Below are 25,626 nucleotides of genomic sequence, written 5' to 3'. Positions count from 1 at the left end.
CGGACACCCGCCTTTCGCACCGGCGTTGACACGAAGGAGCGAAGACGCGACAAACCCTGACGTCGCGACAGGTCCGCCCGGCGGCAGGCCGTCCCACAGCAGGTCAGCCGACGTGGACGGCCCGGGATACCCGAAGGGATGAATGCCGGGCGAACTCCGTCTGCCGCCGCGACCGATCTCCCAGACTGCCCCAAGAGCGCGGGGCGACAGAGGGGGAAAGGGTGGCGCAGCGATACACCCGGTTCGGTGACAGAGCCCGTTACTGGTTCGACAGCACGCTGACCCGCGGTGGCTCCGCACTCGTCGGCTGGATGGCGCTGCTGTGTCTGGCCGTCGTCGTCCCGGCCAGTGCGGTGCTGGTGTGGACCGACCCCGACGCGCCGGCGCCATTGACGGGCCGGCTGGCGCAGGTGTGGCGCCTCACCGGGGAGACCTTGCGCCTGGGCGGTGCGACGGGTACGCCGCTGCGCGTGACGATGTCGGTGCTGCTCGCACTGGTCGCCCTGCTGTACGTCTCGACGCTCGTCGGCCTGATCACCACGGCCCTCACGGAGCGGCTCACCGCGTTGCGACGGGGCCGTTCCACCGTGCTCGAACAGGGACACGCCGTGGTCCTGGGGTGGTCGGAGCAGGTCTTCACGGTGGTGAGCGAGCTGGTGGCCGCGAACGCCAACCAACGGCAGGCGGCGGTGGCCGTGCTGGCCGACCGTGACAAGACCGCCATGGAGGAGGCACTGAGCACGAAGGTGGGCCCTGTCGGCCGTACGCGGCTGATCTGCCGCAGCGGCCCCACCACCGACCCGGCCGTGCTCACCCTGACCAGCCCGGCCACGGCCGGTGTCGTGCTGGTACTGCCCCACGACGAGCCCGATGCCGACGCCGAGGTCGTGAAGACGTTGCTGGCGCTCAGAGCGGCCATGGCCGGGGAAAAAACCCGTCCGCCCGTCGTCGCCGCCGTCCGGGACGACCGCTACCGCCTGGCCGCCCGTCTCGCCGCCGGACCCGGAGGCGTCATCCTGGAGAGCGACACCGTCACCGCCCGGCTGATCGTCCAGGCCGCGCGCCGTCCCGGACTCTCCCTCGTCCACCAGGAACTCCTCGACTTCGCGGGCGACGAGTTCTACCTGGTCGCCGAGCCGTCCCTGACCGGTCGCACGTTCGCAGACGCGCTGCTGTCCTACCCCACGTCGAGCGTCGTCGGGATCATGCGCGAAGGCACCCCCCTGCTCAACCCGCCGCCCCTCACGTCCATCGCCCCGGACGACCTGCTCGTCGTCATCTCCCGTGACGACGACACCGCCGTGCCGGCCGACTGCGCGGAGTTGGTCGAGAAGGCGGCCATGGCGTCCGGCCCTCCCACGCCCGCGCGACCGGAGCGGGTCCTGCTGCTGGGCTGGAACCGCCGAGCGCCGCTCATGGTCGACCAGTTGCGCCGCCGGGCCCGGCCCGGATCGGCCGTCGACGTGGTGGCGGACGGTGGTGAAGCGACGGTCCGGCAGGTGAACGAGGCCGACGCGCACAGCGGCACCGACCTCACCCTCACCCTGCACGACGGGGACGTCACCCGGCCCGAGACCCTGCGCCGCCTGGACGTTCACTCCTACGACAGCGTGATCGTGCTCGGCCAGGACCACGCTCCCGGACAGCCACCGGACGACCCCGACAACCGCACGCTCGTCACCCTCCTGCTGCTGCGTCAACTGGAGGAGGCCACCGGGCGCGAACTGCCGGTCGTCACCGAACTGATCGACGACCGCAACCGGGCACTGGCCCCCCTCAGCCCCGGAGCCGACGTGATCATCAGCGGCAAGCTCATCGGTCTGCTCATGGCCCAGATCTCCCAGAACCGGCACTTGGCGGCCGTGTTCGAGGAGCTGTTCTCCGCCGACGGCACCGGGGTACGCATGCGCCCGGCCACCGACTACGTGCTGCCCGGGCATGAGACGCCCTTCGCCACCGTCGTGGCCGCGGCACGCCGGCGCGGCGAATGCGCCATCGGCTACCGAAGCCACGACGACTCGTCGACCGGCCCCGGCTACGGCGTGCGCATCAACCCGGCCAAAGCCGAGCGACGCCGCTGGACGTCCGAGGACGAGGTGGTCGTCGTGGGCAGGGACTGACGGAAGTCGTCGGGCCGGAGGCCGTAGAAAACAGGGCACAGAGCGGAGTGGAACCGACGACTTGTATCAAGGACTTGACACAAGATGCCATGGCCTCGCATCTTGTACTCGCCACTTGATACAAGTATTTCACCGGGGGCCGACATGATCGACACCGTCACGCCTGACAGACTCCTGGCCCGCGCCGACCTGTGTGCCCGTTGGGCGGGACTGGCACTCGGCGCGGCGGTCGCCCAGGGGCTGGCCACGATGGACAGCGACGGCATGTCCATGCCCTTCGTGTCCGCCGTCACCGCCTTCGGGCTGTGCGCGGTGGGCGGTGTGCTGCTCGGCGACCTGCTCACTCCCGCCCCGCAGGGCCGGGTCCGCACTGCCGCCCTCGCCCCGCGCCAGGTCCGCGACCACGTACCACCCCGGATGGCCCCACTCCTTGTCTTCCAGACGGCCTGCCTCACCGTCCTGCTGGTGATCGGGGTCGTCGCGGCCGACGCCGACACCCAGGGCCGTGCCGGCCGGGCCCTCGCCGTCACCTGCGCCGTCGGCCTGACCCGTCACCTCACCCCCTGGCCCGGCCTCTACTACGCCACCCCGGTCCTCGCCTCCCTCACCATCGGCACCGCCGCCTGCGCCTGGGCCCTGCGTCGCATCGCCCACCGGCCCGGCGGCAACCAGCAGCGGCACGACCGCAGTTGGGCGATCACCGCGGCCTGGGGTCTGCTCGTCTCCAGCCAGCTGCTGCTGGTCCTGGGGATGATCGGCAGAGTGCTGTTCTACTCCCGCTGCGCCGGAATGCTCGGCAACGTCGCCGCCCTGGTGATCTACCCACTGGGCCTGCTGAGCCTGTTCACCCTCGGCTGGTCCGTCTCCACCATCGTGGTCCCCAGGGCTGTCGACGATGAGTGAACCCGCCGTCCACATCGACACCGCCAGCCAGGTCGCGCCGTACGAGCAGATCCGCGCCCAGCTCGCCGCCCTGATCCTCACCGGCCTGCTGACCGAGGGCGAACGCCTGCCGACCGTGCGCCAGCTCGCCGCCGACCTGGGCCTCGCACCCGGCACCGTGGCCCGCGCCTACCGCGAACTGGAGGCCGCCGAACTGGTCCGCACCCGCCGCGGCGCCGGCACCCGGGTCGCGGCCCTCCCCGTCGAGCCGGTCCGCCACGATCCCGACCAACTGACCACTCTGACCCGCGACTACACCGCGGCGGCCCGCGCGTCGGGCGCGGGCACGGAAGCGATCCTGGCGGCGGTGCAAGAGGCTCTGGGACGGCAGGGTTAGGGGGCGCGCCGGGACTCGGTGATGCTCCGGCCAGGTGTCACGGACTTGGCCGTCGGAACCGTGCTCGCCGTGGCGGCCCCGGCGGTAATCCGGGCGTACCGGGGTAATGGGACGTCGATTGCTTTCCCGTTGAGACGGAGCCGAGGATGACCGACGACGCCTACCTGTTCCTGCTTGACGACGCGGCCGCGCCGCTCGGCGTGGCCCCCGCAGCCGTCGGTGATCTCGCGTGCATGGAGACTCCCGCGGTACGTGCGTGGCTGGACGCGCACGGAAGCACGCCGACCTCCCCGCACCTGCGCCTGCTGCCGCCGGAGGAGACAGCGGCCGTGCCCGACGGAGCGGAACGGTTGCCCGTCCCGCTCAGTGACGAGGAACTGAGCCGGGTGCGCCACCAGATGGCACCGGAGCCGCTCGCCCGGGTGGAGGAGGAGCTGCTCGCCTACCGCGACTGCGCGGACGGCCGGGACAACCTGATCGGACGCGCGCTGGCCGCAGGCGTGCCGCCCCACCGCATCGTCGAACTCACCGGGGTGGATCCCGCCACGGTGACCGCCGCGGCGGGCGACTGACGACGCGGCGGTGCTGCGGCTCGACCGCCGAAAAACGGATGCTGTCGCACGGCATACGGGCTTCGAGCCGGGCCGACAGCCCGACCAGGTTCTGCCGCAGTTCCTGGTCGTGCCCGACGGGGCGTCGAGGTCCGTGCCCCGGTAGCGGCCCTGTTCTCGTATAGCTACGGCGAAAGGACGTGTAGCGCAGGGTGATGCTCTGGGCCGGGCGCGCGCGAGGATCGGCGACGCTCGGGTCTGCCTACTGCGAGGGCGCTTCGAGCTGGCGGGGGACGCCGCCGGCGCGCAGTTCGCGCAGGTCGGGGATGTGGTTGTAGAGGGTGCCCGGGGAGACGCCGAGCAGCTTGGCGATCGAGGTGATGGAGCGGCCCGGGTCGGGGAGCAGGTCTCGGGCGGCGCGGATGATCTCCTCGGTGGCGACGCTGGGGCGCCCGCCGACGCGGCCGCGGGCGCGGGCGGCGGCCAGGCCCTCGTTGGTGCCGATGACGATGACCTCGCGGATGAACTCCGCCAGGGCGGCGAAGACGTGGAAGACGAGCCGGCCGCCGGGGGTGGTGGTGTCCAGGTTCTCGTGCAGCGAGGTGAAGCCGATACTGCGGTCGCGCAGTTCGGCGATCATGTTGATGAGGTCTTGAAGGCTGCGGCCGTAGCGGTCGAGCGAGGGGACGACGAGAGTGTCGCCGGGGTCGAGGAAGGCGTGGCACGCCTTCAGCTCGGGGCGGAGGGCGTTCTTGCCGGACTTCCTGTCCGCGAAGATCTCGCGGCATCCGGCGGCGGTGAGGGCATCGAGCTGTCGTTCGAGCTTCTGCCCGCCGGTGGAGACCCGGGCGTATCCGATCTTGATTTCGGTGCGGACGAGTGGTTCGGCGACGAGGAGGTCCGGGCTGTCGGCGGGTTCGAGGGCGGTCATGGCCCCGGATCATGTCAGAAAACGGTGGCCGCGGGTTGTTGAATGAGCCGGGTTTTTGAAGGGGTTTTTGAAGGCCCTGGGGGTTTCTTGACGACTCGAGAGCCTGGGCGGTGCGGGTGAGCTTCCGCGATGGCTTCCGTCGGCTACGGCCTGTGTGCTCTGGGGCTCATCCCTGCGAACACCGCCTGCAGGACGCGGTCGATGTAGGCGGGGGTGATGGGCTGCTGTGTGATCAGGAGTCTGTAGTACAGCGGGCCGGACAGGACGTCGAAGGCGAGGTCCAGGTCGAAGTCAGGTGCGAGTTGCCCTTGGTCCTTGGCGTCTCGGAGGCGTTCCAGGGTGTTGGCCGTCTGCGGCTCGATGAAACGCCGGTTGAGCGCAGTCGCGACCTCCGGATCGTGCTGTGCTTCGCCGATCAGGGCCCGGTAGAGCGGACCCCAGGGGGGCCGGCCGAGCAGGCTGACGGCCTTTGTCATGGTCTCGCGCAGGTCGGCGACGACATCGCCGGTGTCGGGATGGCTCAGGGTGTCGGTGCTCAGGCTGAGCACCGCGTCGAGGAAGAGCAGACCTCGGGAGGACCAGCGCCGGTAGACGGTGTGCTTGCCCACTCCCGCCCTGGACGCGACCGCCTCGATGCTGAGTTTGGCGTAACCGCCCTCCAGGGCGAGGTCGAGGGCAGCTCTCATGATCGTTTCGGTGCGCTGGTCGGAGTCGTCGCGGCGGTCAGTCATGCCGACAGCATATGGGAACGGCACGGCACGTGCCGTGTTGACAAAACTCCTGTTCTTGATCAACCATTTCTCAGCGGCACGGCCCGTGCCGTGCTGCGCGGAACGCTACTTCCAGGTAACGGAGTCCAGCGGTGTGATCGTCCAGTTCATCGAGTGGGTCACCCCGCCCAGCCCCGAGAACACCTGAAGCCCCACCGGCCAGGGTGATCCGGCCCTGGCCCGGCGACGCCCGGCAGGACCGTGTGCGACATCCCTCCACCACACAAAGGACCCCGACCTTGTCCCCTGACCCGACCACCGTGCACCCGCTGCCCGCCCACGAACGCGTGGTGTTCCTCAACCCGCTGGTCACCTCACCGAACATCATCGTGGGCGAGTACACGTATTACGACGACCCGGACAGCGCCACGGACTTCGAGCACCGCAACGTCCTCTACGCCTATGGGCCGGAGCGTCTCGTCATCGGCAAGTACTGCGCGATCGCCTCGGGAACCACGTTCCTGATGGCCGGCGCCGAGCATCCGACGATGGGGGTGTCGACGTACCCATTCACCATGTTCGGCGGCCGGTGGGCCGAGCGGACGCTGGACATCGTCACCGCCATGCCCAGCCGCGGCGACACGGTGGTCGGCAACGACGTCTGGTTCGGGTACCGGGCGACCGTCATGCCCGGCGTACGGATCGGTGACGGTGCCATCGTCGCGGCTGGCGCCCTGGTCACCGCCGACATCCCGCCCTACACGATCGTCGGCGGCAACCCGGCCAAACCGATCCGCCGGCGATTCGACGACGCCGGCATCGAGCGGCTGCTGCGCGCCGCCTGGTGGGACTGGCCCGCCGACCTGGTCACCGAACACGCTCGTACGATCATGGCCGGAACCCCTGACGACATCGAACTCATCGCCAAGGAGCACGGATTGGGGCAGTCTCTTTGAGCCAGGTGACCCAGGTATCCATCGAAGAACACACGGTGGCCGACAGTGCGGCCGGACCCTACGCCCTCACCACGGGACCGGACGGCGCGCTCTGGTTCACCCTCGTCCACAGCGGCCGGATCGGCCGCCTCGTCCCCGGCGAGGAGCCGACGAGTCACCAACTCGCCCCGGACAGCGGGCCGACCGTCATCACACCCGGCCCCGACGGCGCGCTGTGGTTCACCGAGTACCGGGCGGACCGGATCGGGCGAATCACCACCGACGGCGTCATCGACGCGTTTGACGTGCCGACGCGCGGCGGCGGGCCGTTCGGTATCGCGGCGGGACCCGACGGCGCGCTGTGGTTCACCGAGACCGCCGCCGACTGTATCGGCCGCATCACCGTCGACGGTCACCTCACCGAGTTTCCGCTGCCCGTCACCGGCGCGTTTCCCTCGGCGATCACCGCTGGCCGCGACGGAGGCATGTGGTTCACCCTCAACCGGGCCAACGCCATCGGGCGGATCGGCATGGACGGTACTGTCACCCTCCATCCCCTGCCGACGGAGGCGGCGGCGCCGGTCGGGATCGCCGCAGGCCACGACGGAGCGCTCTGGTTCGTCGAGATCGCCGCCGGACAGATCGGACGGATCACTCCCGACGGGCAGATCACCGAGTTCCCGCTGCCCGACCGCACCGCCCGACCGCACGCCGTCACCATCGACGGCCACGGCACCGCATGGTTCACCGAATGGGGCGGCAACCGCGTCGGCACGATCACCCCCGACGGCTCCATCACCGTCCACGACCTTCCCACCCCCCACTCCGAACCGCACGGCATCACCCTCGGCCCCGACAGCGCCCTGTGGACCGCCCTGGAGATAGGCACCCTCGCCCGCATCACCCCGGCGGACAGCACCGCCTGAACAGCCCCCTTCACACACCGTCAGCAGTGGTCGCCCGTACGGCGGCCGGAGAGGAAGTCTCATGAAATACGCACTCGTGATCTTCGAGACGGACGAGTCGCGCCGCCGGATCCAGGCCGACCGGGCCGCGTACCGCAAGGAGTACGAGGGCTGGATAGGCGGCCTCGCCGCGGCCGGGAAGCTGGTCGGCGGCGAAGCCCTGGAGACTGAGCGCATCGCGCCCGCGACGGTGCGCACTGCGGCCGACGGGACGTCGACGCTGATCGACGGGCCCGCGCACGCCGGCGAGGAGACCCTCGGCGGCTGGTTCATCGTCGAGGTGGCCGACCGCGCGGAAGCCTTCGAACTGGCCAAGAGCCTTCCCACCCCGGAGACCGTCGAGGTTCGCCCGATCTTCGAATCCGCCTGACCGACGCCGGGAACCGGCCCGACGGCACAGAGCCCGGCCGCAGGGTCGCCTCTGTAGTGCCGCCCGGCTTCGTCTGGCGACAGCTGCTCCGGCTCACGGGGCAACGGCGTCGTGCCGGTGCGATGGAGTCGATGTCTACGCGTTTCCGCGTCGGTCGATCAGGGCGGCGAAGGCGTCGAGGACGCGTTGCAGGCCGAAGGCGTAGACGTGGTCGGGGTCGTAGGCACTGCTGTGTGCGGCGCCTGCTGCTGCGCCGACGCGGACGGCAGTGGGGTAGGCGTTCTCGTCAAGGACCCGGGCGAGGAGTGGGGCGTTCAGCTCCCACCATTGTTGGTCGTTCAGGGCGCTGTCGTGGTGTGCGGCGCGGGCGTCGGCGACGGCGACGGCGCATGCCTGTACGAAGGTGAGTAGGTGGGTCAGGCAGTCATCCATCTCGACGTCGCTGAGGCCGAGGCCCTCGAGCCCGGACAGTTCGTGCTCGTACTTTGACATCTGCCCCGGCCCCAGTGGAGGCCTGACGGTGGAGACGGCCGCGGCCCATGGGTGGCGTTCGAAGAGGGCTTTGTTCTCCTCGGCGATAGCAGTGACGCGTTGGCGCCAGGGCTGTCCGGTGGTGTCGGTGCGGGGCATGCGGGCGTAGGCGGCGTCGAGCATGAGGTCGAGGAGCTCGGCCTTGCCGGGGACGTAGGTGTACAGCGTCATCGGCACCACGCCGAGTTCCTTGGCTACCCGGCGCATGGTCACCGCGGCCAGGCCTTCAGCGTCGGCGATGGCGGTGGCAGCCTCGACCACCGCGTCGATGCTCAGCCCCCGTCGCGGTCCTCGGCGACGGTCAGGGGAGGAGCCGCGCCACAACAGTTGCAGGGTGTGGGCTGGGTCGCCCGAGCTGGTTCGTTCCTTTGGCACGGGGGCATCCTCTCGCAACCTGACTCTGTACGCTGTACATTGTACTGCGTACAGAGAATGTGCCCAGTGTGATTCCGGAGGAGTTGCCATGAAGATCACCTCTAGTGCGGTGTCGCTCAACGTTGACGATGTTCCCGCCTCCAGCGCCTTCCTCGTCGAGCACTTCGGGTTCCGTGAGGAGATGGCCGCCGACGGCTTCGCCTCCCTGACGCGCGACGACGTGGGCATGAACGTCATCTTTTTGCGGCGGGGGCTGGAGAGCCTCCCGGCAGACCAGCGCGACGAGCACACCGCAGGTCTGATCCTCGCCTTCGTCGTCGAGGACCTCGAAGGCGAGCTGGCGCGCCTGCGTTCCGAAGGCGTCGCGATCACCATGCGGCTGACCGACGAGGAGTGGGGCGAGCGCGCCTTTCAGGTCCGCGACCCCAATGGCGTCATCGTCCAACTGGTCGACTGGAACGCGCCAACCAGCCGCTGAGACAACCGGCGGCGGCGCCCCAAAGCGATGACGCTCAGCCAGGGTCACAGGGCCGCCGCCAGGAGAGGCCCTGATCTGTTGTTGAGCCCCTCAAATCAGGTGGAGAACGCGAGGGGCCCTGGAGATTTTCGGATTTTCGAGGAGCTTCCACAGGGCCGACCTCGGCGGCCTGCTCCAGCAGGGCCGTGCGGAATCCGCGTAGCGGATCGCGGTCTTCTCGTCCAGGCCGAAGACGTCGGCGAGGTGGAGCGGGTCGGGGCCGTGGGCTTCTTCGAGCTGGCGGTCGACGCGGAGCCGTTCCAGGGGGGCGTCCTGGCCGTGGAGTTCGTGTTTGATCCACCAGCCGCTGACCGGCCCGGTCTCCAGCGCGGTCATCTGGTTGATGAGCAGGTGGGAGTTGGCGGTGTTCGGCCAGCGCTGCCGCCGGTGGTCCAGCTAGGCCAGCAGCGTCTGGTGGGTCGTCCATGGGTCGAACGCGTCCGCGATGGCGAGCCGGCGGTTGCCCAGGTCCACGTCGTCCAGGTGGAGAGCGCGGATGGCCGCGAGCGCGAGGGCGAGGCGGGCGGCCGGGCTGCGGACGGCTTCGCCCGCCTGGAGCAGAACGCTCCAGCCGCCCACGCCTAGAATCACGGCATCACCTCCCGGCCGGCGCCGCCTCGTCCCGCGAAGGTGGCGTTCACCAGCTTCACCAGCGCGGCGCGCAGGTTGGCCCGGTTGACGAACAGGTGCCGCACCCGGCGCAGCGTCGCCTCGGACTCGCCGTGCTTGCCGGTCACCGCGACCCGCTTGATGCCCATGTTGGTGCCGAGGCCGAAGAGCACCAGCAGCAGCCGGCGCCGCAGCACGTCCTTGGACAGGTTCTCGCGGGTGGCGACCGAGGTGAACTCGGCGATGAAGTCCGTGTCGAACTCGGCGTACTTCAAGATGTCCAGCAGGTCGATGGTGCCCCAGCGCCGTTCGATCTCCGCCTTGATCGCCACCAGGGACTCCGGCTCGTCCTGCTTGCCGCGCGGGGAGACCCGGATCCACGGCTCGCCGTGTTTCTTCACGATCGCCACCCCGCCTGTGCTGCCCTCGGCCAGGGCGCGGTCGAAGCGGTCCAAAGGCGCCCGCAGCCTGCCGTGAAGCGCGGCGATGAACTCACCGGCGTCCTGCGGCTGGCCCAGGGCCGCGTAGTGAACGTCCCGGTTGTCCTCGAAGTCGGCGGGCAGGTCGTCCTCCGGGTTGCGCCACCGGTTCGCGCCCACCACCCAGATCTCCCGCCGGCGCAGCGCGTCCCGCAGCGCCACGAGCACGCACAGCTCGTACGGGATGCGCTCGACACAACCCTTGTCGTCCACGACCGCTGCCCGCCACTGCTCCGGGACCACCCCGTCCAGCGGCACCGTCTCGGCCGGGTCGAAGAACGCGCCCTCCTTCAGCGGCTGCTCCAGGTACCGCCCCAGCAGGTCGATCGCGTCCATCACCGGCCGGTAGGCGGTGTTGTAGCACTTCAGCTCCAGCGCCTTCAGCAGCGGCGCGAGCAGCCGCCGCCAGTGCGCCGAGTACGACGACCGCAGCACCGTGCGGACCCTGGCCTTGTATCGGGCCTCGTTCGCCGCGGCCTCCGCCGCCAGGGCCTTGAGCGTCTTCTCTCCGCCGACCACCGGGAAGATCACCCGCCGCACCGTGCCGGACGGCTCCGACAGCGCCGCCTCCGCCACCCGCAGCAGCATCGCCTCCTTGCCACGGACCTTCTTCAGCTCCGCCCCCAGCTCCTTGTCGACCTTCCGCTCCGCCCGGGTGTTGATCTTCAGCACGAGCTGGATGAACAGGTCCACCAGGGAGTCGGTGATCTCCGTATGCCGGACATGGCACAGCGTGGCCAGCAGCGTCAGCCGCCGCAGCGGCTTCATCCGCTCCAGGTTCGCCGGGTACTCCTTCGACGCCCGCGCCCGCCAGGCGTCCACCAGCTTCTCCGACACGTCCGCGAACAGGTCCGCGGGCAACTCCAGCCGCCGTACCCGCTCCAGCTTGTTCACCTCAGCCAGCAGGCTCTCCAGGCCCGGGGCACCAGGGTCCGTCTTCAGCTCGGCGAAGTGCGCCCGCCCGCCCCCGGCCACCGCGCCGTCACCATCGGCGCCCTCGTCGGTGCCGTCGCCCACGACCAGGCCCTCCAGCCGCGAACGGGTGGTGTGGCTGAGCCGGTCCGTCGTGCTGCGGCAGAACCGCTTCTCGAAGTCCTTGACCGCCTTGCCCACCAGCCGCCGCACCTGCCCGGGCGCCGGCGGCTCGATGCGGTCGTTGCGGCACCGGGCCACCACCGCGGCCGCGAGCCGGTCACGCGACAGTTCCACCGGGCACAGTTCCGTCGCCAGCCACGCCGTCAGCCGGTCCTGGTCCTCCTCGGTGTTTGCCCGAAACCCGTACGCCGCCCGGATCTCACCCCGGTGCCGCTGGATCGCCTTGCTCTGCCAGTCGTAGTCCGCCCACGCTCCGGCCGGAACCTTCACCTGCTGGGCCACGTACTCCACCGCGGCGGCCGGCACCTCCTTGACCGACTCCGGGAACCGGGCCTCCACCTCGAAGAACTTCAGCAGCAGAGCGAACCCGAGCCGGGTCGCCCCGGACTTGTTCCGTACCCGCTTCATGTCGTCTTCGAGCAGCGTCCAGACCTCGATCAGGTCCTCCGGCTCCCAGTCATGCCGCACCCGTGCTCCTCCACCCCCGCCCGAGACCACTCGTTCAGCTCAACGAGACGCCCAGCGAGGGGAAACGACGACCACAACAGTCACGCAGCGCTACATGTCTGTTCGCCGTAGCTATACGAGAACAGGGCCGTAGCGGACCAACTGGAGGCGGTCCGTCCAACTCATCCCGCCTTACTCCGTTTTGAGTAAGGCGAGGGTTGATCATGGTCCTTCCTTGGGTGGACGGCTGGGAGGCTGACGGCAGCGCGTCAGCGTTGAGGTGTTCATCAGCCTCGCCGCGAAAACCCTCCGTGGAGACCTCATGCGTAGACCTCGCCCCACCACCGGAATGCCCGTCGCCGTGCTTCTCCTGGCGGGGGTGGTGAGCGGTTGGGGGACGGGGCCCGCGGCGGCCGACGCGGGTTCGGCCGGGACGTTGTACGTGAACCACGACGCGGCGTGCAGCGACAGCGGCACCGGGACGCGGGGCACGCCCTTCTGCACGGTGCAGGCGGCGGCGGACGTCGTGGAGCCGGGGCAGACGGTTGAGATCGAGTCGCCGGACGGCAGGGCGTACCAGGAGTCGGTGGCGTTGACGCGGTCAGGGACGGACTCGGCGCCCATCACGTTCACCGGGGCGTCGACCGGCGTGGGTGGCACGGAGGCGGAGATCGCGCCGACGGGCTCCTCGCCGGCGTTGACGCTGGGAGCGGTGCACGACGTGCGCGTCGAGTCGCTGGCGTTCTCGCACGGCGGAGGGGACGGGGTGGATGTGACGGGGTCTGAGGACGTCACCCTGGACCGGTTGTCGTTCCACGCCGCGCTACCGGTATCCGGTACGGGGAGCGCGGTCGCCGTGGATGGCGCGTCCTCGGACGTGACCGTGTCCCGGGACCGGGTCGACAACGGATACGGGTACGGGGTGCGGGTGGAGTCAGGGGCCCGGCAGCTCACCGTGACGACGAATGTGGTTGCCACTCCGCGGCAGGGCGGGATCGCCGTGAGCGGGACGGCCGGCGCGGACGTGACGAGCAATTCGGTGGAGTCGCCGTGCGCCACCGGGATCTCGCTGGACGGCGGGAGTTCCGGGGTTCTGGAGAACGACGTCGTCGCCTCCGCGACGACGGCGCAGAGCAGCACGTGCCCGGAACCCACCGCCCCGCTCTACGAGGTGTCGGCCGACTCGGCGGGCCAGGTCACCGGCGACCACAACGTGGCGGCCAACGGCGCCGCCGGTTCCACCCAGTCGCACGCCGAATACTCCTGGGCGGGCACCTCCTACACCACCGCCGCGGCACTGCGGGACGCGACCGGGCAGGGCGCACACGACATCGACGGGCTCAGCCTGAACGCCCTCCAGGCACCGGCCGAGCGTTCCGTCCTCGTAGACTCGGCGGACGCCGACGCGCCCGGTGAGACGACCACCGACGTGGACGGCGCGCCACGGGTGGACGACCCGCTGGTCGAAGACACCGGCAGCGGCACGGACACCCACACCGACCGGGGCGCCATCGAGCGGCAGGACACCATCACCGTCCCGTCCGACGACACGCCGTCGCCGACGAGCGGTGTCGCGCCGTTCGCCACCTCGGTGAAGACCGACGACGCCACCGGTTCGTGGGGCGAACCACTCAGCTACGCGGTCGACTTCGGGGACGGCAGCGCCCCGGCCGTCGGCGCCGCGGGCGAGCCGATCAGCCACACGTACACGGAGCCGGGTACGTACGCCGTGACGATCACGGTGACCGACACCAGCGGGTCGAGCCGGATCCTGCGGTACGCACGCGTCGTGGCGGGTACGGCCACCCCGCCGGCCGCGTCGATGTCCGCCGCCGCGCCGGCCGCGAACAACGGCGAGGTCACCTCCGGGGCGGGGCTGTTCACCGTCCCGGAACCGTCGAACGCCTGGGAGGTCGCCTCCCGGACTCTGACGTTCGGTGACGGCGCCCAGGAGAACCTCGCCGACGGCGCACAGCAGGTGGAGCACCAGTACTCGGCGCCCGGCACGTACACCGCCACGCTGACGCAGACGGACCTGCTCGGCCGCACGACCACCGCCAAGGCGGTCTTCCACGCCGCAGACGCCTTCCTGCCGATCACCCCGCTGTACGACACCGAGAAGACGATCGCCGCGCACGGGGTCCTGAAGCTCTCCGCGGCCACGGTGCGGGCGGGGTCCGCGGGCGTGGACGCCGCCCAGTTGGAGATCGTCACCAGCGGAGCCAAGGCGAGCGGTGCCCTGACCCTCTACGCCGACGGCACCACCCGGCCGGGCACCGCCGGCATCGACTTCGCGCCCGGCCGTACGGCCACCGACGAGGAGACCGTGAAGGTCACCCCGACCGGTTCGGTCGACCTCTACAACGGCAGCTCCGGTGCCGTGACGGTCACGGTGGCCACGGTGGGCCTGCAGTCGCACGCGCAGTACGGCCGCACCTACCACCCCGCCACGCCGGCCCGCCTGCTCGACACCCGCAACGGCACCGGCGGCGTCACCGGCCCCGTCGCCGGCGGCCACTCGGTCACGCTGGCCGTCACCGGCACCCATGGCGTCCCGACCGGCGCGAACGCGGTGGTGCTCAATGTCGCGGCGACCACCACCAGGGCGTCCGGCCACCTCACCGTCGCCACCCACGGCACCTCCGGCTCCAGCGTGACGGGCCCGTACTGGACCACCGGGCAGACCGCCTCCGACGAGATCGTGCTCCCGCTCGTGGACGGCAAGGTCGTGCTGCACAACGCCGGGACGTCGTCGGCGAACCTGGTCGCGGACCTCGTCGGCTGGTACGGCCCGAGCGCGAGCGGTGCGGAGTTCCAGCCCGTCAGCCCGATGCGGATCCTCAACACCGGCACCGGCACCGGCACCGGCGGGAAGATCGCCAAGCTCGGCGCCCACGCCACACTCAAGCTCAAGGTCGCCGGTGCGCAGGGCGTCCCGGCGAGCGGGGTGAGTGCCGTCGACCTCAACGTCACCGTGCCCTCGCCGTCCGGCAGCGGCTACCTCGTCGCCTACGCCGACGGCACTTCCCGCCCCGGCGTGTACTCGGTCGACTTCACCGCCGGACGCACCGTGGCCAACCGCGCGCTGGTCAAGGTCGGCACCGACGGTGTGGTCGACCTGTACAACGCCGGCTCCACCTCCGTCGACGTCTACGCCGACCTCCTCGGCGACTACGACGCCTACCCGGTGGCCTGACCGCCCGGCGGCCCGTTGTCGACCGCCGGCCCCGGCACCCCGCGGCGGCGCGGTTTCCTCGGACGCCGGTGGTTCCGTCAAGCTCTCTCGGCAGCCCGGACCGCGGAGGAGGAGGTGAGGCCAAGGAGCGGCTCGCGACGCTGGACGACATGGACACCGACGATCCGAAGTTCATGCCGCAGCTCCTCGCCCTGCGCCGTGACGTACGGCGGCCCGCCCGGGCCGAGGAACGCTACGCGTTCACCCACGTCCGGCGAACCGCCGACCCCAACACGCCGGCCACCGTGGCCAAGGGCATCAACGCCGCCGAGGGCCATGGCTCCCACGCGCCCGCGCCCCGGCGTGGAGGCCGCGACCGCGAACGTCGCCCTGGGCCCCGTCGCGGTCCTCATGGACGCACCAAGGACGCCGTGCGCAAGGCTGGGGGAACGACAACCGACGTACGGCGCGATGCTGGACAGGACCACGGCGCCGACCGGCGCGCCCGGTTGGCGGAACCTAACGACTGAACAGGCTCGCCGCCGTGCTCACCGCGACGGCGCAGGCGAGGACGGCGGAGGCACAGGCTGCGTGGCGTTTCAGCAGATCGCGGCGGAGAGCGGCGTAGCGCTCCTCGTACTCCTGGCGCAGTTGGTCGGCCCGTTCGACCGTGCTCCTCAGCATCTGGCGGGTCAGGACGATGCGCTGACGGACGTAGTGGCGGCTGACGTCCTCGGCCTGGGCGGTGGTCAGCCACGGCATGCGGGCGCAGAGGCTCTCCGCTTCGCGGCGTGCTTGCTCCTGGTGACTGTGGGCGAGGAGGTAGCCCTCGACGGTGGCGGCCAGTTCGCCGTCGCCCTCCTCGCGGGGTGCCCGGTGCCCGAGGCGTCTCACCGCGGTTCGCCTCTGTGGCCCTCGGCGTCCAGGGCGTCGCGCTGTCCGGCGTGCTCCGTGTACTCGAGCTCGGCGAGGTCCGGGTGGTGCAGGTCGAAGGCGGGCGACTCGGAGCGGATGCGGGGCAGGGTGACGAAGTTGTGGCGCGGGGGCGGACAGGCGGTGGCCCACTCCAGGGAGCGGCCGTACCCCCAGGGGTCGTCGGCCTCGACGCGCTTGCCGCGCTGGGCGGTCTTCCAGACGTTGTAGAGGAACGGCAGTGTGGACAGGCCGAGGAGGAAGGCGCCGATGGAGGAGACGGTGTTGAGGGTGGTGAAGCCGTCGGCGGCGAGGTAGTCGGCGTACCGGCGGGGCATCCCTTCGACGCCGAGCCAGTGCTGCACCAGGAACGTGGTGTGGAAGCCGACGAACAGTGTCCAGAAGTGAATCTTCTCCAGGCGGTGGTCGAGCATGGTGCCGGTCATCTTCGGCCACCAGAAGCTGAATCCGCCGAACATCGCGAAGACGATCGTGCCGAAGAGCACGTAGTGGAAGTGTGCGACCACGAAGTACGAGTCCGTCACCTCCCAGTCCAGCGGCGGGGAGCCCAGGATCACACCGGTCAGGCCGCCGAAGAGGAACGTGACCAGGAAGCCGACCGCCCACAGCATCGGCGGCTCGAAGGAGAGCGAGCCCTTCCACATGGTGCCGATCCAGTTGAAGAACTTCACCCCGGTGGGCACGGCGATGAGGTAGGTCATGAAGGAGAAGAAGGGCAGCAGGACCGCGCCGGTGGCGAACATGTGGTGGGCCCACACCGTGACGGAGAGCCCGGCGATGGAGATGGTGGCGGCGATCAGACCCGTGTACCCGAAGATCGGCTTACGGGCGAAGACGGGGATGATCTCGGTGATCACGCCGAAGAAGGGCAGCGCGAGGATGTAGACCTCGGGGTGGCCGAAGAACCAGAACAGGTGCTGCCAGAGGATGGCTCCGCCGTTCTCCGGGTCGAAGATGTGCGCGCCGAACTTCCGGTCGGCCTCCAGCGCGAACAGGGCGGCCGCCAGCACCGGGAAGGCGAACAGCACCAGCACCGAGGTCAGCAGCACGTTCCAGGTGAAGATCGGCATCCGGAACATGGTCATGCCGGGGGCGCGCATGCAGATGATCGTGGTGATGAAGTTGACCGCGCCGAGGATCGTGCCGAATCCCGTGAGCGCCAGCCCCATGATCCACAGGTCACCGCCCACCTGGCCGGTGCGCTCGACACCGCTGAGAGGCGTGTAGGCGGTCCAGCCGAAGTCGGCGGCGCCGTCGGGCACCATCGGGCTGCTGGCCACGATCAGGCCGCCGAAGAGGAACAGCCAGTACGCGAACATGTTCAGCCGCGGGAAGGCGACGTCCGGCGAGCCGATCTGCAGCGGCATGATCGCGTTGGCGAACCCGGCGAACGTCGGGGTGGCGAACAGCAGCAGCATCAGAGTGCCGTGCAACGTGAACGCCTGGTTGTACTGCTCCTGGGACACGATCTGCATCCCGGGCCGGGCCAGTTCCGCCCTCAGCACCATCGCCAGCGCCCCGCCGATCAGGAAGAACCCGAACGACGTGATCAGGTAGAGGTGCCCGATCTTCTTGTGGTCGGTCGTGGTCAGCCAGGAGACGATCACCTGGCCCCGGGTGCGGCGCTCCGCGGCCGCCACTGGTGAAACCGGTTCGGTATGTGTCGCCATCAGTCCCTCGCTCGGCAACAGTGCACGAGTGCGCGCTGTGCGCAACCAACCCAGCGGAACCTAGTCCTCCCGGTCGAGCGACGCCGCCCGGGTTCCGCGGTTGTTGAGCTGAATGACCGATTGATCCATCCGCCCGGGTGAGCTGATCAGGAGGGACGCCGACAGCCTGTGTGCGTGAGCTGTCTTGAGACCAACGGGAGCTGGAGACCGCCGGGGCCTGGCTCTGGGACCTCACCGGCGGGCAGTCGACGGCGGCGCTCCTCCGTGTCGGTCCACTGCCCGGACGCGGCGACGGCGTACTGCTTGGGCGCGTGCCATGACGTGCGCTGTCCGCGGTCAGGCGGCCGGATGGCCGACGCGCAGCCGCACTTGTTCCGCCCGTGGGGCGGGCGGCCTCGGCGTGCCCGGCCGTGCGGGCACCAAGCGGGGTTCCACACCCTGTCCCTCGAGGTGCCGGACGCCCGGGACGGCCTGCTCAGGGTGGTGCGCAGGCCGGGCGAGGACCGGTCGGCGACGTGGCGTGCGCGGCCGCGCTTCGGGAGCCTGCCCCCGCAAAACCCGGCAAGCTCACCCGGAGCGAGGCCGCGGACCCGCATGAGGCGTCTGACGAAGGCGCCGGACGCCTCATGCGCCATGGGCCGACGGCGACATCGGTCGTCGGCACGAGGGGCTGCCGACGACCGGCCGCGCCGGACCGCTGCCTCGCGCCCGGTCTCACCCGACGAGGTGACGCTCGATCCAGTCGGCGGCGGCCCGGCGGAAGATCCTCCGGTTGTCCGCGCGCAGGAAGTCGTGGCCCTCGTCGCGCAGCATCAGCAGGTCGGCCTCCAGACCGCGCTCGCGGGCCGCCCGTACGAACTGCTCCGACTCCCCGGGCGGCACATTGGTGTCGTGCTCACCGTGCACGGCGAGGAACGGCACGCGCAGCGCGTCGATGCCGGTCATCGGGGACAGCGCGTGCAGCAGCTCACGGTCGTGTTCCGGGTGGCCGTACTTGTGCGCGGCCGACTCCGCGATCCACGGCTCGGTGCCCGCGTAGAAGGTCGCGAAATCAGACATGCCGCAGGCCGCGACGCCGGTGCGGAAGAGGTCCGGGTGCCACACGAGGGAAGCCATCACCAGGTAACCGCCGTACGAGCGGCCCATGACGGCCAGCCGCGTCGGATCCGCCAGACCGGACGCCACGACGTGGGCCGCGCAGTCGGCGACGTCCGTGATCGCGGCGAACCGGCCCGTGCCGAGGTCGGCGTCGACGAACGACCGCCCGTGCCCCGAGGAGCCGCGCACGTCCGGAGCGAAGACGTCCACGCCCCGGCCCAGCAGTTTGTGGTACAGGGGGTTGAACACGGGCCGTTCCTGCTCCTCCGGCCCGCCGTGCAGATGGACCACGCAGGGCGCCGGTTCTCCCGGGCCCCGGCCCGGCGCCCGGTAGTACCAGCCGCTCAGCGGCAGTCCGTCGCGTGCCGTCAGCCGCAGTGGCACCGGACGCACGGGCGGGCGGCCCGGAGGGACGGCGTCCTCGTCCCGGGACGACCACTCGGTGCGCAGCGCGGGGCCCTCGGACTGCCACCACAGACCGGGGCGGCGCTGCGACCCGGACAGTGCCAGCACCAGTCCGGTCCGGCTGTCGGCCCGAGCGATGCGCGTCACCACTTCGTGCGGGAGCGGCACCGCCCGCCGCGGACCGGCCGGGGTGCCCCCGGCGGACGCCGCCGTGATGTCGGTGACCTCCAACTCACTGGCCCCGCGCACGTTCCAGGCGAGGGCGGCGGTGTGCCCGTCGCGGCCGAACGACAGCAGCTCCAGTCCGCAGTCCTCGCGCTGCGCGGCGACGGTCACCCCCAGCCGCGTTCCTCCCGGATCCAGCCGGACGGCGAACAGCGCGGCGAACTCGCGTGCGGCGTCACTGCGCAGCCACAGCGTCGTGCCGTCGAGGGAGAAGCGCCCGATCCACGGGTCACCGTCGGCGACCGGCAGTGCGAAGGTGGTCCGCAGGTCGGCGGTGCGTACGACGAGGGCTTCGCGACGGCCGCGTGGCCCCCGGCGCACCAGCACCAGCCGCCCGTCGCGCCTGATGTCGCACACACGCAGCGTGGCGGCGCCCCTTTCGACCGCCAGCAGAACGGGTGCCGTCACGCCCAGGGGGTCGACGAGGTAGGCGGCCAGACCTCCGCCGGCCGCCCCGTCCGAGGCAACCTCGCCGCCTTCCCCCTCGTGCGTGTCGAGGGCCTCCGAGCCGCGGGCCTCCGAACCTTGGGTCTCCGAGCCGGGAAACCCCGCGTCGGGAACCCGCTCGCCACGGGTCGGCGCGCCGTCCAGGGGCCGTGAGGGAACGGGCGTGAACATCTCCCGCCGCGGCGGAGCCTGAGAGGTCCCACCGCCTCCTTCTTCCGGAAGGCGGGCCGTGGGACTGGCGTCGCCGTAGTGCGGGCCGCCCAGCAGCACGGCTCGGCCGTCCCGGGCGGCCCAGCCCGCAGGACGGGCGACGGTGTATGTGTGCGGGTCGGCGAGGCCCGGCTCGGCTGGGGCGGGCTCTTCTTCCGTGTCCGCCCCGCCCGGTATGAGAACCGGTTCGGCGACGGTGACGGCGACGGCCGAGCCGTCGTGCTGCCAACAGCCCAGATGGGCGGAGCTCCCGGGCTCGGCACCGGCGAGGACGTGTCGCCCGGTCCCGTCGGGTCGTACGCACAGCACCCGGGTGTGCTCGCCGCCTCCCGGGGCGGTCGTGTAGGCGATCCAGCGGCCGTCCGGCGACCAGGCCACCTCCTTGACCGGGTGCGGATCGGAGTCGAGCAGATGGACCTCGGGTCCGTCGACCGGACCGGTCCACAGCTGCGGCACGCCGCCGCGGTCGCAGATGAACGCGACATACCTGCCGCTCGGGTCCACCGACGGATACCAGCAGCCGTGGGCCGTCAGCGGTTGCGGGGTGTCCCGCGCCCCGGCGGTGTCGGGCAGTGGCACCGGCATCGGAGCCGTGGAGGCGGGCGTCCGGGCGGTGCCGGCCCCGGCCCGGCCACCGGCCGTCACGGTGGACGCGGTGGTGCCGTGCTCCGCGGCGGTGTCGTGCGTCGCGGCCCCCCGAGGCATCCCGTCGGCGACGTCTTCCTCGGCGGGGGAAGTCGCCAGTGGGTGGGGCGGGGCCACCGTCGCCGGGCGGGGAGCGCGCGCCTCCCCCGCACCGGTCAGCTGATCCCGTGCGTTTGCAGCCATATCTCCAGCAGAGCTACCTGCCACAGTGCGTTCGCCCCCCGCTTGGTGCGGTGATCGTCGGGCGCCGACAGAAGTCCGGCCACGTACGCGTCCTGGAAGACGCCCCGGGACCTGGCCTCGGGAGCCGACAGAGCCTCGCGGACCCGCCCCAGCACGGGGCCCGCCATGTGCTTGACGGCCGGTACGGGGAAGTACCCCTTGGGCCGGTCGACGACCTCCGGGGGCAGTACCCCGCGGCCCACGGCCTTGAGGATCCCCTTGCCGCCGTCGGCCAGTTTCAGGTCCGGTGGGCAGGCGGCGGCGAGTTCCACGAGTTCATGGTCGAGGAACGGGACGCGGGCCTCCAGCCCCCAGTCCATGGTCATGTTGTCGACGCGCTTGACCGGATCGTCGACGAGCATCACATGGGTGTCGAGCCGCAGCGCCGCATCCAGGGCGGTCTCGGCGCCGGGGTGCGCCATGTGCTCCCGTACGAAGCGGCCGGACACGTCGTGATCGGGCAGCACATGCGGCTGGAGGATCCCCTTGAGGTCGGCGTGCGGCCGGTCGAAGTACGTCCGGGCATACGTCTCCGGTTCCCGCTCTCTCGGCACGGCGGCCAGGTCCGGGTACCAGTGGTAGCCGGCGAAGACCTCGTCGGCGCCCTGACCGCTCTGGACCACCTTCACCTCCTTCGCGACCTGCTCGGACAGCAGGTGGAAGGCCACCACGTCGTGGCTGATCATCGGCTCGCTCATCGCCTCGATCGCGGCGTCCAGAGCCGTCGCCACCCGGTCCGACGGCACCAGGAGCTGGTGGTGGTCCGTACCGAAGTGCCCGGCGACCAGGTCGGAGTAACGGAACTCGTCGCCCTCCTCGCCGCCTTCGGACTCGAACCCCACGCTGAACGTCGTGAGATCGGGCTGCCCCTCCTCGGCCAGCAGCGCCACGATCAGGCTGGAGTCGAGGCCGCCCGACAGGAGCACACCGACGGGTACGTCGGCGACCATGCGTCGGCGTACGGCCGTGCGCAGCGCGTCGAGCACCGCGTCCCGCCAGTCTTCCGAGTCCAGGTGTGCGTACTCGGGGCGGCGGGTGTAGGACGGCTGCCAGTAGCGGATGTCGCGGTGGCGGCCGTCCGGCTCCACCACCCGCACGGTGGCCGCGGGCAGCTTGCGTACTCCCGCGAGGACGGTGTGCGGCGCGGCGACGGCGGCGTGCCAGCTCATGTACTGGTGCAGGGCGATCGGGTCGAGCGAAGTGTCGACGCCGCCGCCCGCGAGAAGCGCCGGCAGCGAGGAGGCGAAACGGAGCCGTCCCGGTCCCTGAGCCAGGTACAGCGGCTTGACACCCAGCCGGTCGCGGGCGAGGACCAGTCGCCCGGTGGCCTGTTCGACGATGGCGAAGGCGAACATGCCGTAGAGGCGGTCGACGCAGGCGGTTCCCCACTGCTGGTACGCCTTGAGCACCACCTCGGTGTCGGACCCCGAGAAGAAGTGGTGCCCGAGGCCGCGCAACTCCTCACGCAGCTCCTGGTAGTTGTAGACACAGCCGTTGAAGACACCGGCGATCCGCCCCGCGGGGTCGGCCATCGGCTGGGCACCGTAGTCGGACAGGTCAATGATCTTCAGCCGACGGTGCCCCAGCGCGACGGCGCCCTGCGACCACAGTCCCCTGCCGTCCGGTCCCCGGGCGGCGAGCCGGTCGGTCATGCGCTCCACGGCCGCCAGGTCCGGTCGCCCGCCGTCGAACCGGATCTCTCCGCTGAGACCGCACATCAGGCCACGCCCCCTCGTGGGGGACTGTCGGCCCGGCCGGAAGACGGGGGAGCGGGCAGCGACCACGAGACGGTGCGGTTCGGGATGGCAGTGCTGCTGGGCATGGCGAACAACTCTCCTCGATCACAGGTGGCACCCACACCGGCGTGGGACGGCGGCGCCTGAGCGCGCGGGGCCCGCCCGGCCCCGCGCGCCGTACCGCCGGGACAGCCGATGGCTCTCACGCGCCACGGGGGTTCCGCCCCAGCCGCCGTGAGCCCCGGCGACCAGCGTCTCGCCGACGAGCCGGTCTGCCGGTCTGCCCACAAGGCCACGGCTGCTCCCTCTCCGTTCTCGGCCGCCCGCCTGGCACGGCGACCCATGCGAAGGGCGAGTTCCCGACAACCGGACAATCAAGCGCAACCCTGCACTTTTGTCACCGGCGCCTCGTGTGTTCGCGCTCTTTTCCTCGGCTCCTCCGTTTTGCGATCGGGCGTCGGCGGGAGGACGACACCAAGCACGCCGTCGACCGGCTCACCCGGCATCTTCGGGCCAGCGGGGTGCACGCCGGGGCCCCGCACAGCGGCAGGTCCCAGCCGCAGCGCACACGGACCCACGTCGAGCTACCGGCAGCGTGGTCACGCTCGTGCCGGCGCCAGCGCCGCGAGGCGAGCCGAATGATGGCCGGGGCCGGCATCGCGGCAACCGTCACCAAGGAGCGCTCGGGCGAGGCGGAGCTGAGCGGATCACCTCCGCGCCAAGGCTCCCCGGGACCCGCTCGGCGGCGGGCCCTCCTCGCGGGGGTAAAGCTCTGTTGGCGCACGGGGCGGCAGAATGGGCGCATGGAATCGATGGATGCGCCGAGTGCTTCCGATGACGCCGAGCCTGGTCAGGGTGATGTCGTGGAGGCGGCGTGGCAGCGGCTGCTCCATCGCGAGGACATGGACATCAGGCTGGTGCGAGCCGCGTATGCTGAGCCGCTTCTCCGGCGGCTCCATCCCTCAAGCAGCCACCAGGACAGGTGCACCGGTGACTGGTCCTGGGATGTTCCGTTCGTCATGCATCTTCCTGGTGGGCGCTACCTCGTCGCTGGGCCGTCCCGTTCCCAGACCGTCGGGGAGGCGGACACCGCCGAGGAAGCCGTCGCTCTGGTCGTCGGTGGTCTGCCACCAGGCTGCGGCCCTGCGGTCGTCGGGCGCCGGGAGGAACTCGACCGGCTCGACACGGTCCCGCCGGACCAGAAACCTCCACGCACGGCCCCGGTTCGCTGAGACAGAAGCCCGAACGACTCGGTTCGTTGAGAGAACGACTCGATTGAAGCCACCACGCTAATTCGCGAGGGCGAGGGCGAGGGCGAGGGCGAGGGCGAGGGCGAGGGCGAGGTCGGGATCAGGCGGCTTGCCCGGTACGCCGTTCTTCACCGCACTGGACAGCTGGATGAACCTGAACCTGGTGGAGACGCGGACGTTTCCCGGCGGCGTGGTCGTGACCAGGTACGAGACGAGGCGCTGAGCAGCAGCACCCCACGCGTCAGGTGTATTGATCACGAGCGTTGTTGACGCCGGTCCGGCACAAACGTTCCCTTCCGCGGCCTCGGCGGCAGCGAGGACACCTCTCGCGGCGCCGGCGGCAAGTCCCGAAGGTCGGCGAGGCCCGCAAGGCCGCCCTCGTGCGTCGCAATGACACCCCTCAGCCGGGCCGGAAGCCATCCCGAGCGCCTGACTACGAAGTGAATGGCGCAGGATGATGTTGTCGGCGCCCCGTACAGCGCCCGGCATGACAAGCTGTGCTTGCCCACCCCCGAACCCAGGAGGTCACCATGACCGCAGAACCCGTATCCACGGAAGGTTCGGAGCCGGCCGCCCCGGAGACGTCCCCTCTGGCGCCGGACAGCGACGGCAACTACGACCTCAAGCGCAAGTTCCGCGAAGCGCTGGCGCGCAAGCGCGGTGCGCAGGCGGACGCCGCCGATGTTGCCGCCAACCCCGATGCGTCGAAAGTGCGTGCGGCGCACGGCCCGGCTGCGAACCAGCGGTCGTTCAGGCGTAAGAGCGGCGGCTGAGTAGATCAGTTCGGCGGTCCGGCTGCACCGGCACTCCGAGCGCCATCCATTGACGCGCCCGGTGCAGCGGCCCGCAATCACCTTCTCCCTGGTCGACGTCCACAACGGCGACCCGACCGCCGCCGGCCCGGCCCTGCTGAAGGTCGTGGACGCCGAGAACTCGCCGCTGTGAAGAAGTGGGGCGTCCGGGTTCTCCGTTCCACACTCTGATACTCGGTATCAGAGTGAGTCGTTGCTGTACCCTTCATGCGTGTCAGAATCCGCCCATATCGCCGCCCCGTCCGCACGTAAGCCGCCCGGCCTGCGCGAGCGCGTGCGTGCGACGGTTCAGGCGGAAGTGGTCGAGGTGGCGCACCGGCTCTTCACCGAGCAGGGGTTCGACCGGACCACCGTCGACCAGATCGCCGCCGAGGTGGGCCTGTCGCGGGCCAGCCTCTTCCGGTATTTCGGCACCAAGGAAGACATCATTCTGGGGCGCCTGGAGGAGACCGGCCGCCAGATCGCGGCGGAGCTCGCCGCCCGCCCCGACGACGAGCAGCCGTGGGAGTCGCTGCGCCGGGCGTTCGACGTCCTGACGCGGATCAACGAGGCAGCGCCGCCCGCGCAGGCACTCAGCTATCTGCGCATGCTCCAGGAGACCCCGGCACTGCGCGCCAAGCACCACGAGAAGCAACTGAGCTGGCAGGAGCTGCTGGTGCCGGAGGTCGCCCGGCGGCTGGGGGCCGACCCCGACCGGGCCGAGGACACCAGGCCGAGCGCACTGGCCGCCGCCGCGCTCGCCTGCCTGGACGCGGCTTCCACGGCGTGGGTGACCTGTGAAGGCACTGTCCCGCTGGCCGTGCTGCTCGACCGGGCGATGGGCGCGTTGGCAGCGTAAACCGGCATCGCCCAGCCCCGGCTGTTCCGCGCCGACCGCGCCAAGG

General features: G+C 70.8%; 24 protein-coding genes and 2 pseudogenes. 16 read left to right on the top strand and 10 right to left on the bottom strand.

Annotated features, from left to right (window positions below):
- Nucleotides 1-221: 221 nt before the first annotated feature.
- The 4 genes from IG99_RS29890 (at nt 222) to IG99_RS29875 (ending at nt 3,971) form a co-directional block, all read left to right on the top strand.
- Nucleotides 222-2,120, top strand: a complete 1,899-nt coding sequence (locus IG99_RS29890; protein WP_037679251.1) for a CASTOR/POLLUX-related putative ion channel — start codon at nt 222-224, stop codon at nt 2,118-2,120.
- A gap of 144 nt (nt 2,121-2,264) precedes the next feature.
- Nucleotides 2,265-3,023 (top strand): hypothetical protein, encoded by a 759-nt coding sequence (locus tag IG99_RS29885; RefSeq protein ID WP_037679250.1) that lies wholly within the window; start codon nt 2,265-2,267, stop codon nt 3,021-3,023.
- Nucleotides 3,016-3,399 carry a GntR family transcriptional regulator gene (locus IG99_RS29880; protein ID WP_037679247.1) on the top strand — a complete coding sequence of 128 codons (384 nt, stop codon included), beginning with the start codon at nt 3,016-3,018 and terminating at the stop codon, nt 3,397-3,399. The genes IG99_RS29885 and IG99_RS29880 overlap by 8 nt, the downstream gene beginning before the upstream one ends.
- 146 nt (nt 3,400-3,545) lie before the next feature.
- The gene (locus IG99_RS29875; protein ID WP_037679245.1) at nt 3,546-3,971 is read left to right on the top strand and encodes a DUF6003 family protein; all 426 of its coding nucleotides are present in this window, start codon (nt 3,546-3,548) and stop codon (nt 3,969-3,971) included.
- A gap of 241 nt (nt 3,972-4,212) precedes the next feature.
- Here IG99_RS29875 and IG99_RS29870 read toward each other — a convergent pair whose 3' ends face one another.
- Together IG99_RS29870 and IG99_RS29865 are read right to left on the bottom strand one after the other, a co-directional pair.
- Complete coding sequence (locus IG99_RS29870; RefSeq protein WP_037679243.1) at nt 4,213-4,881, bottom strand: recombinase family protein; 669 nt, start codon at nt 4,879-4,881, stop codon at nt 4,213-4,215.
- 143 nt (nt 4,882-5,024) lie between these two features.
- On the bottom strand, nt 5,025-5,612 hold the full coding sequence (locus IG99_RS29865) for a TetR/AcrR family transcriptional regulator (protein ID WP_037679241.1): 588 nt from the start codon (nt 5,610-5,612) through the stop codon (nt 5,025-5,027).
- A gap of 55 nt (nt 5,613-5,667) precedes the next feature.
- Here IG99_RS29865 and IG99_RS51450 point away from each other — a divergent pair, with 55 nt between their 5' ends.
- From IG99_RS51450 to IG99_RS29850, 4 genes are all read left to right on the top strand, one after another.
- Nucleotides 5,668-5,799, top strand: a complete 132-nt coding sequence (locus IG99_RS51450; protein WP_267882572.1) for a hypothetical protein — start codon at nt 5,668-5,670, stop codon at nt 5,797-5,799.
- A 91-nt stretch (nt 5,800-5,890) separates the two neighbouring features.
- On the top strand, nt 5,891-6,547 hold the full coding sequence (locus IG99_RS29860; RefSeq protein ID WP_037679239.1) for a CatB-related O-acetyltransferase: 657 nt from the start codon (nt 5,891-5,893) through the stop codon (nt 6,545-6,547).
- A 5-nt stretch (nt 6,548-6,552) separates the two neighbouring features.
- Nucleotides 6,553-7,452 (top strand): Vgb family protein, encoded by a 900-nt coding sequence (locus IG99_RS29855; protein ID WP_037679236.1) that lies wholly within the window; start codon nt 6,553-6,555, stop codon nt 7,450-7,452.
- A gap of 61 nt (nt 7,453-7,513) precedes the next feature.
- Nucleotides 7,514-7,861, top strand: coding sequence for a YciI family protein (locus tag IG99_RS29850; RefSeq protein ID WP_037679233.1), 348 nt, complete (start codon nt 7,514-7,516; stop codon nt 7,859-7,861).
- Between the two features lie 135 nt (nt 7,862-7,996).
- Here IG99_RS29850 and IG99_RS29845 read toward each other — a convergent pair whose 3' ends face one another.
- On the bottom strand, nt 7,997-8,767 hold the full coding sequence (locus IG99_RS29845) for a TetR/AcrR family transcriptional regulator (RefSeq protein ID WP_037679228.1): 771 nt from the start codon (nt 8,765-8,767) through the stop codon (nt 7,997-7,999).
- 88 nt (nt 8,768-8,855) lie between these two features.
- Here IG99_RS29845 and IG99_RS29840 point away from each other — a divergent pair, with 88 nt between their 5' ends.
- Nucleotides 8,856-9,245, top strand: a complete 390-nt coding sequence (locus tag IG99_RS29840) for a VOC family protein (protein ID WP_037679226.1) — start codon at nt 8,856-8,858, stop codon at nt 9,243-9,245.
- 90 nt (nt 9,246-9,335) lie between these two features.
- Here IG99_RS29840 and IG99_RS49720 read toward each other — a convergent pair whose 3' ends face one another.
- Genes IG99_RS49720 through IG99_RS29830 form a run of 3 tightly spaced genes read right to left on the bottom strand, consistent with a single transcriptional unit; the run spans nt 9,336 to nt 11,935 of the window.
- The gene (locus tag IG99_RS49720; protein WP_051866058.1) at nt 9,336-9,620 is read right to left on the bottom strand and encodes a hypothetical protein; all 285 of its coding nucleotides are present in this window, start codon (nt 9,618-9,620) and stop codon (nt 9,336-9,338) included.
- Between the two features lie 60 nt (nt 9,621-9,680).
- Nucleotides 9,681-9,875, bottom strand: a complete 195-nt coding sequence (locus IG99_RS49715) for a hypothetical protein (RefSeq protein ID WP_199815632.1) — start codon at nt 9,873-9,875, stop codon at nt 9,681-9,683.
- A complete protein-coding gene (locus IG99_RS29830; RefSeq protein WP_078947980.1) occupies nt 9,872-11,935 on the bottom strand; it encodes a DUF4158 domain-containing protein in 2,064 nt (687 codons plus the stop codon). The genes IG99_RS49715 and IG99_RS29830 overlap by 4 nt, the downstream gene beginning before the upstream one ends.
- A gap of 301 nt (nt 11,936-12,236) precedes the next feature.
- On the opposite strand from IG99_RS29830, the gene IG99_RS29825 reads away from it, so the two are divergent.
- Nucleotides 12,237-15,110: a PKD domain-containing protein gene (locus IG99_RS29825; protein WP_078947979.1), complete on the top strand. Its 2,874-nt coding sequence runs from the start codon at nt 12,237-12,239 to the stop codon at nt 15,108-15,110.
- Between the two features lie 149 nt (nt 15,111-15,259).
- Nucleotides 15,260-15,619, top strand: coding sequence for a hypothetical protein (locus IG99_RS29820; RefSeq protein ID WP_051866055.1), 360 nt, complete (start codon nt 15,260-15,262; stop codon nt 15,617-15,619).
- On the opposite strand, the gene IG99_RS29815 is transcribed toward IG99_RS29820, so the two are convergent.
- The 4 genes from IG99_RS29815 to IG99_RS29800 form a co-directional block, all read right to left on the bottom strand.
- Nucleotides 15,609-15,983 carry a hypothetical protein gene (locus IG99_RS29815; protein WP_234312012.1) on the bottom strand — a complete coding sequence of 125 codons (375 nt, stop codon included), beginning with the start codon at nt 15,981-15,983 and terminating at the stop codon, nt 15,609-15,611. The two genes, IG99_RS29820 and IG99_RS29815, sit on opposite strands and share 11 nt — an antisense overlap.
- Complete coding sequence (gene ctaD / locus IG99_RS29810) at nt 15,980-17,692, bottom strand: aa3-type cytochrome oxidase subunit I (protein WP_078947978.1); 1,713 nt, start codon at nt 17,690-17,692, stop codon at nt 15,980-15,982. Before ctaD ends, IG99_RS29815 begins: the two co-directional genes overlap by 4 nt.
- 714 nt (nt 17,693-18,406) lie before the next feature.
- Nucleotides 18,407-20,905 (bottom strand): S9 family peptidase, encoded by a 2,499-nt coding sequence (locus IG99_RS29805; protein ID WP_037679223.1) that lies wholly within the window; start codon nt 20,903-20,905, stop codon nt 18,407-18,409.
- Entirely contained in the window at nt 20,878-22,662 is a 1,785-nt protein-coding gene (locus IG99_RS29800) for an N-acetylglutaminylglutamine amidotransferase (protein WP_037679220.1), read from the bottom strand. Before IG99_RS29800 ends, IG99_RS29805 begins: the two co-directional genes overlap by 28 nt.
- Nucleotides 22,663-23,150: 488 nt before the next feature.
- On the opposite strand from IG99_RS29800, the pseudogene IG99_RS50595 reads away from it, so the two are divergent.
- From IG99_RS50595 to IG99_RS29780, 5 genes and pseudogenes are all read left to right on the top strand, one after another.
- Nucleotides 23,151-23,420 (top strand): annotated as a pseudogene (locus tag IG99_RS50595) (DEAD/DEAH box helicase); the annotation flags it as partial.
- Between the two features lie 63 nt (nt 23,421-23,483).
- Nucleotides 23,484-23,912 (top strand): DUF6193 family natural product biosynthesis protein, encoded by a 429-nt coding sequence (locus IG99_RS50590; RefSeq protein WP_324606144.1) that lies wholly within the window; start codon nt 23,484-23,486, stop codon nt 23,910-23,912.
- Between the two features lie 133 nt (nt 23,913-24,045).
- Nucleotides 24,046-24,153 (top strand): annotated as a pseudogene (locus tag IG99_RS46170) (dihydrofolate reductase family protein); the annotation flags it as partial.
- Between the two features lie 307 nt (nt 24,154-24,460).
- A complete protein-coding gene (locus IG99_RS29785; protein WP_037679214.1) occupies nt 24,461-24,703 on the top strand; it encodes a DUF5302 domain-containing protein in 243 nt (80 codons plus the stop codon).
- 250 nt (nt 24,704-24,953) lie between these two features.
- Nucleotides 24,954-25,580, top strand: a complete 627-nt coding sequence (locus tag IG99_RS29780) for a TetR family transcriptional regulator (RefSeq protein ID WP_199815631.1) — start codon at nt 24,954-24,956, stop codon at nt 25,578-25,580.
- The last annotated feature ends 46 nt before the right edge of the window (nt 25,581-25,626 follow it).

The sequence above is a fragment of the Streptomyces griseus subsp. griseus genome (assembly GCF_000720255.1).
Taxonomy (GTDB): Bacteria; Actinomycetota; Actinomycetes; order Streptomycetales; family Streptomycetaceae; genus Streptomyces; species Streptomyces griseus_I.
The sequence above is the reverse complement of the archived record's forward strand: the minus strand, read 5'-3'. Positions and strand labels throughout refer to the sequence as shown.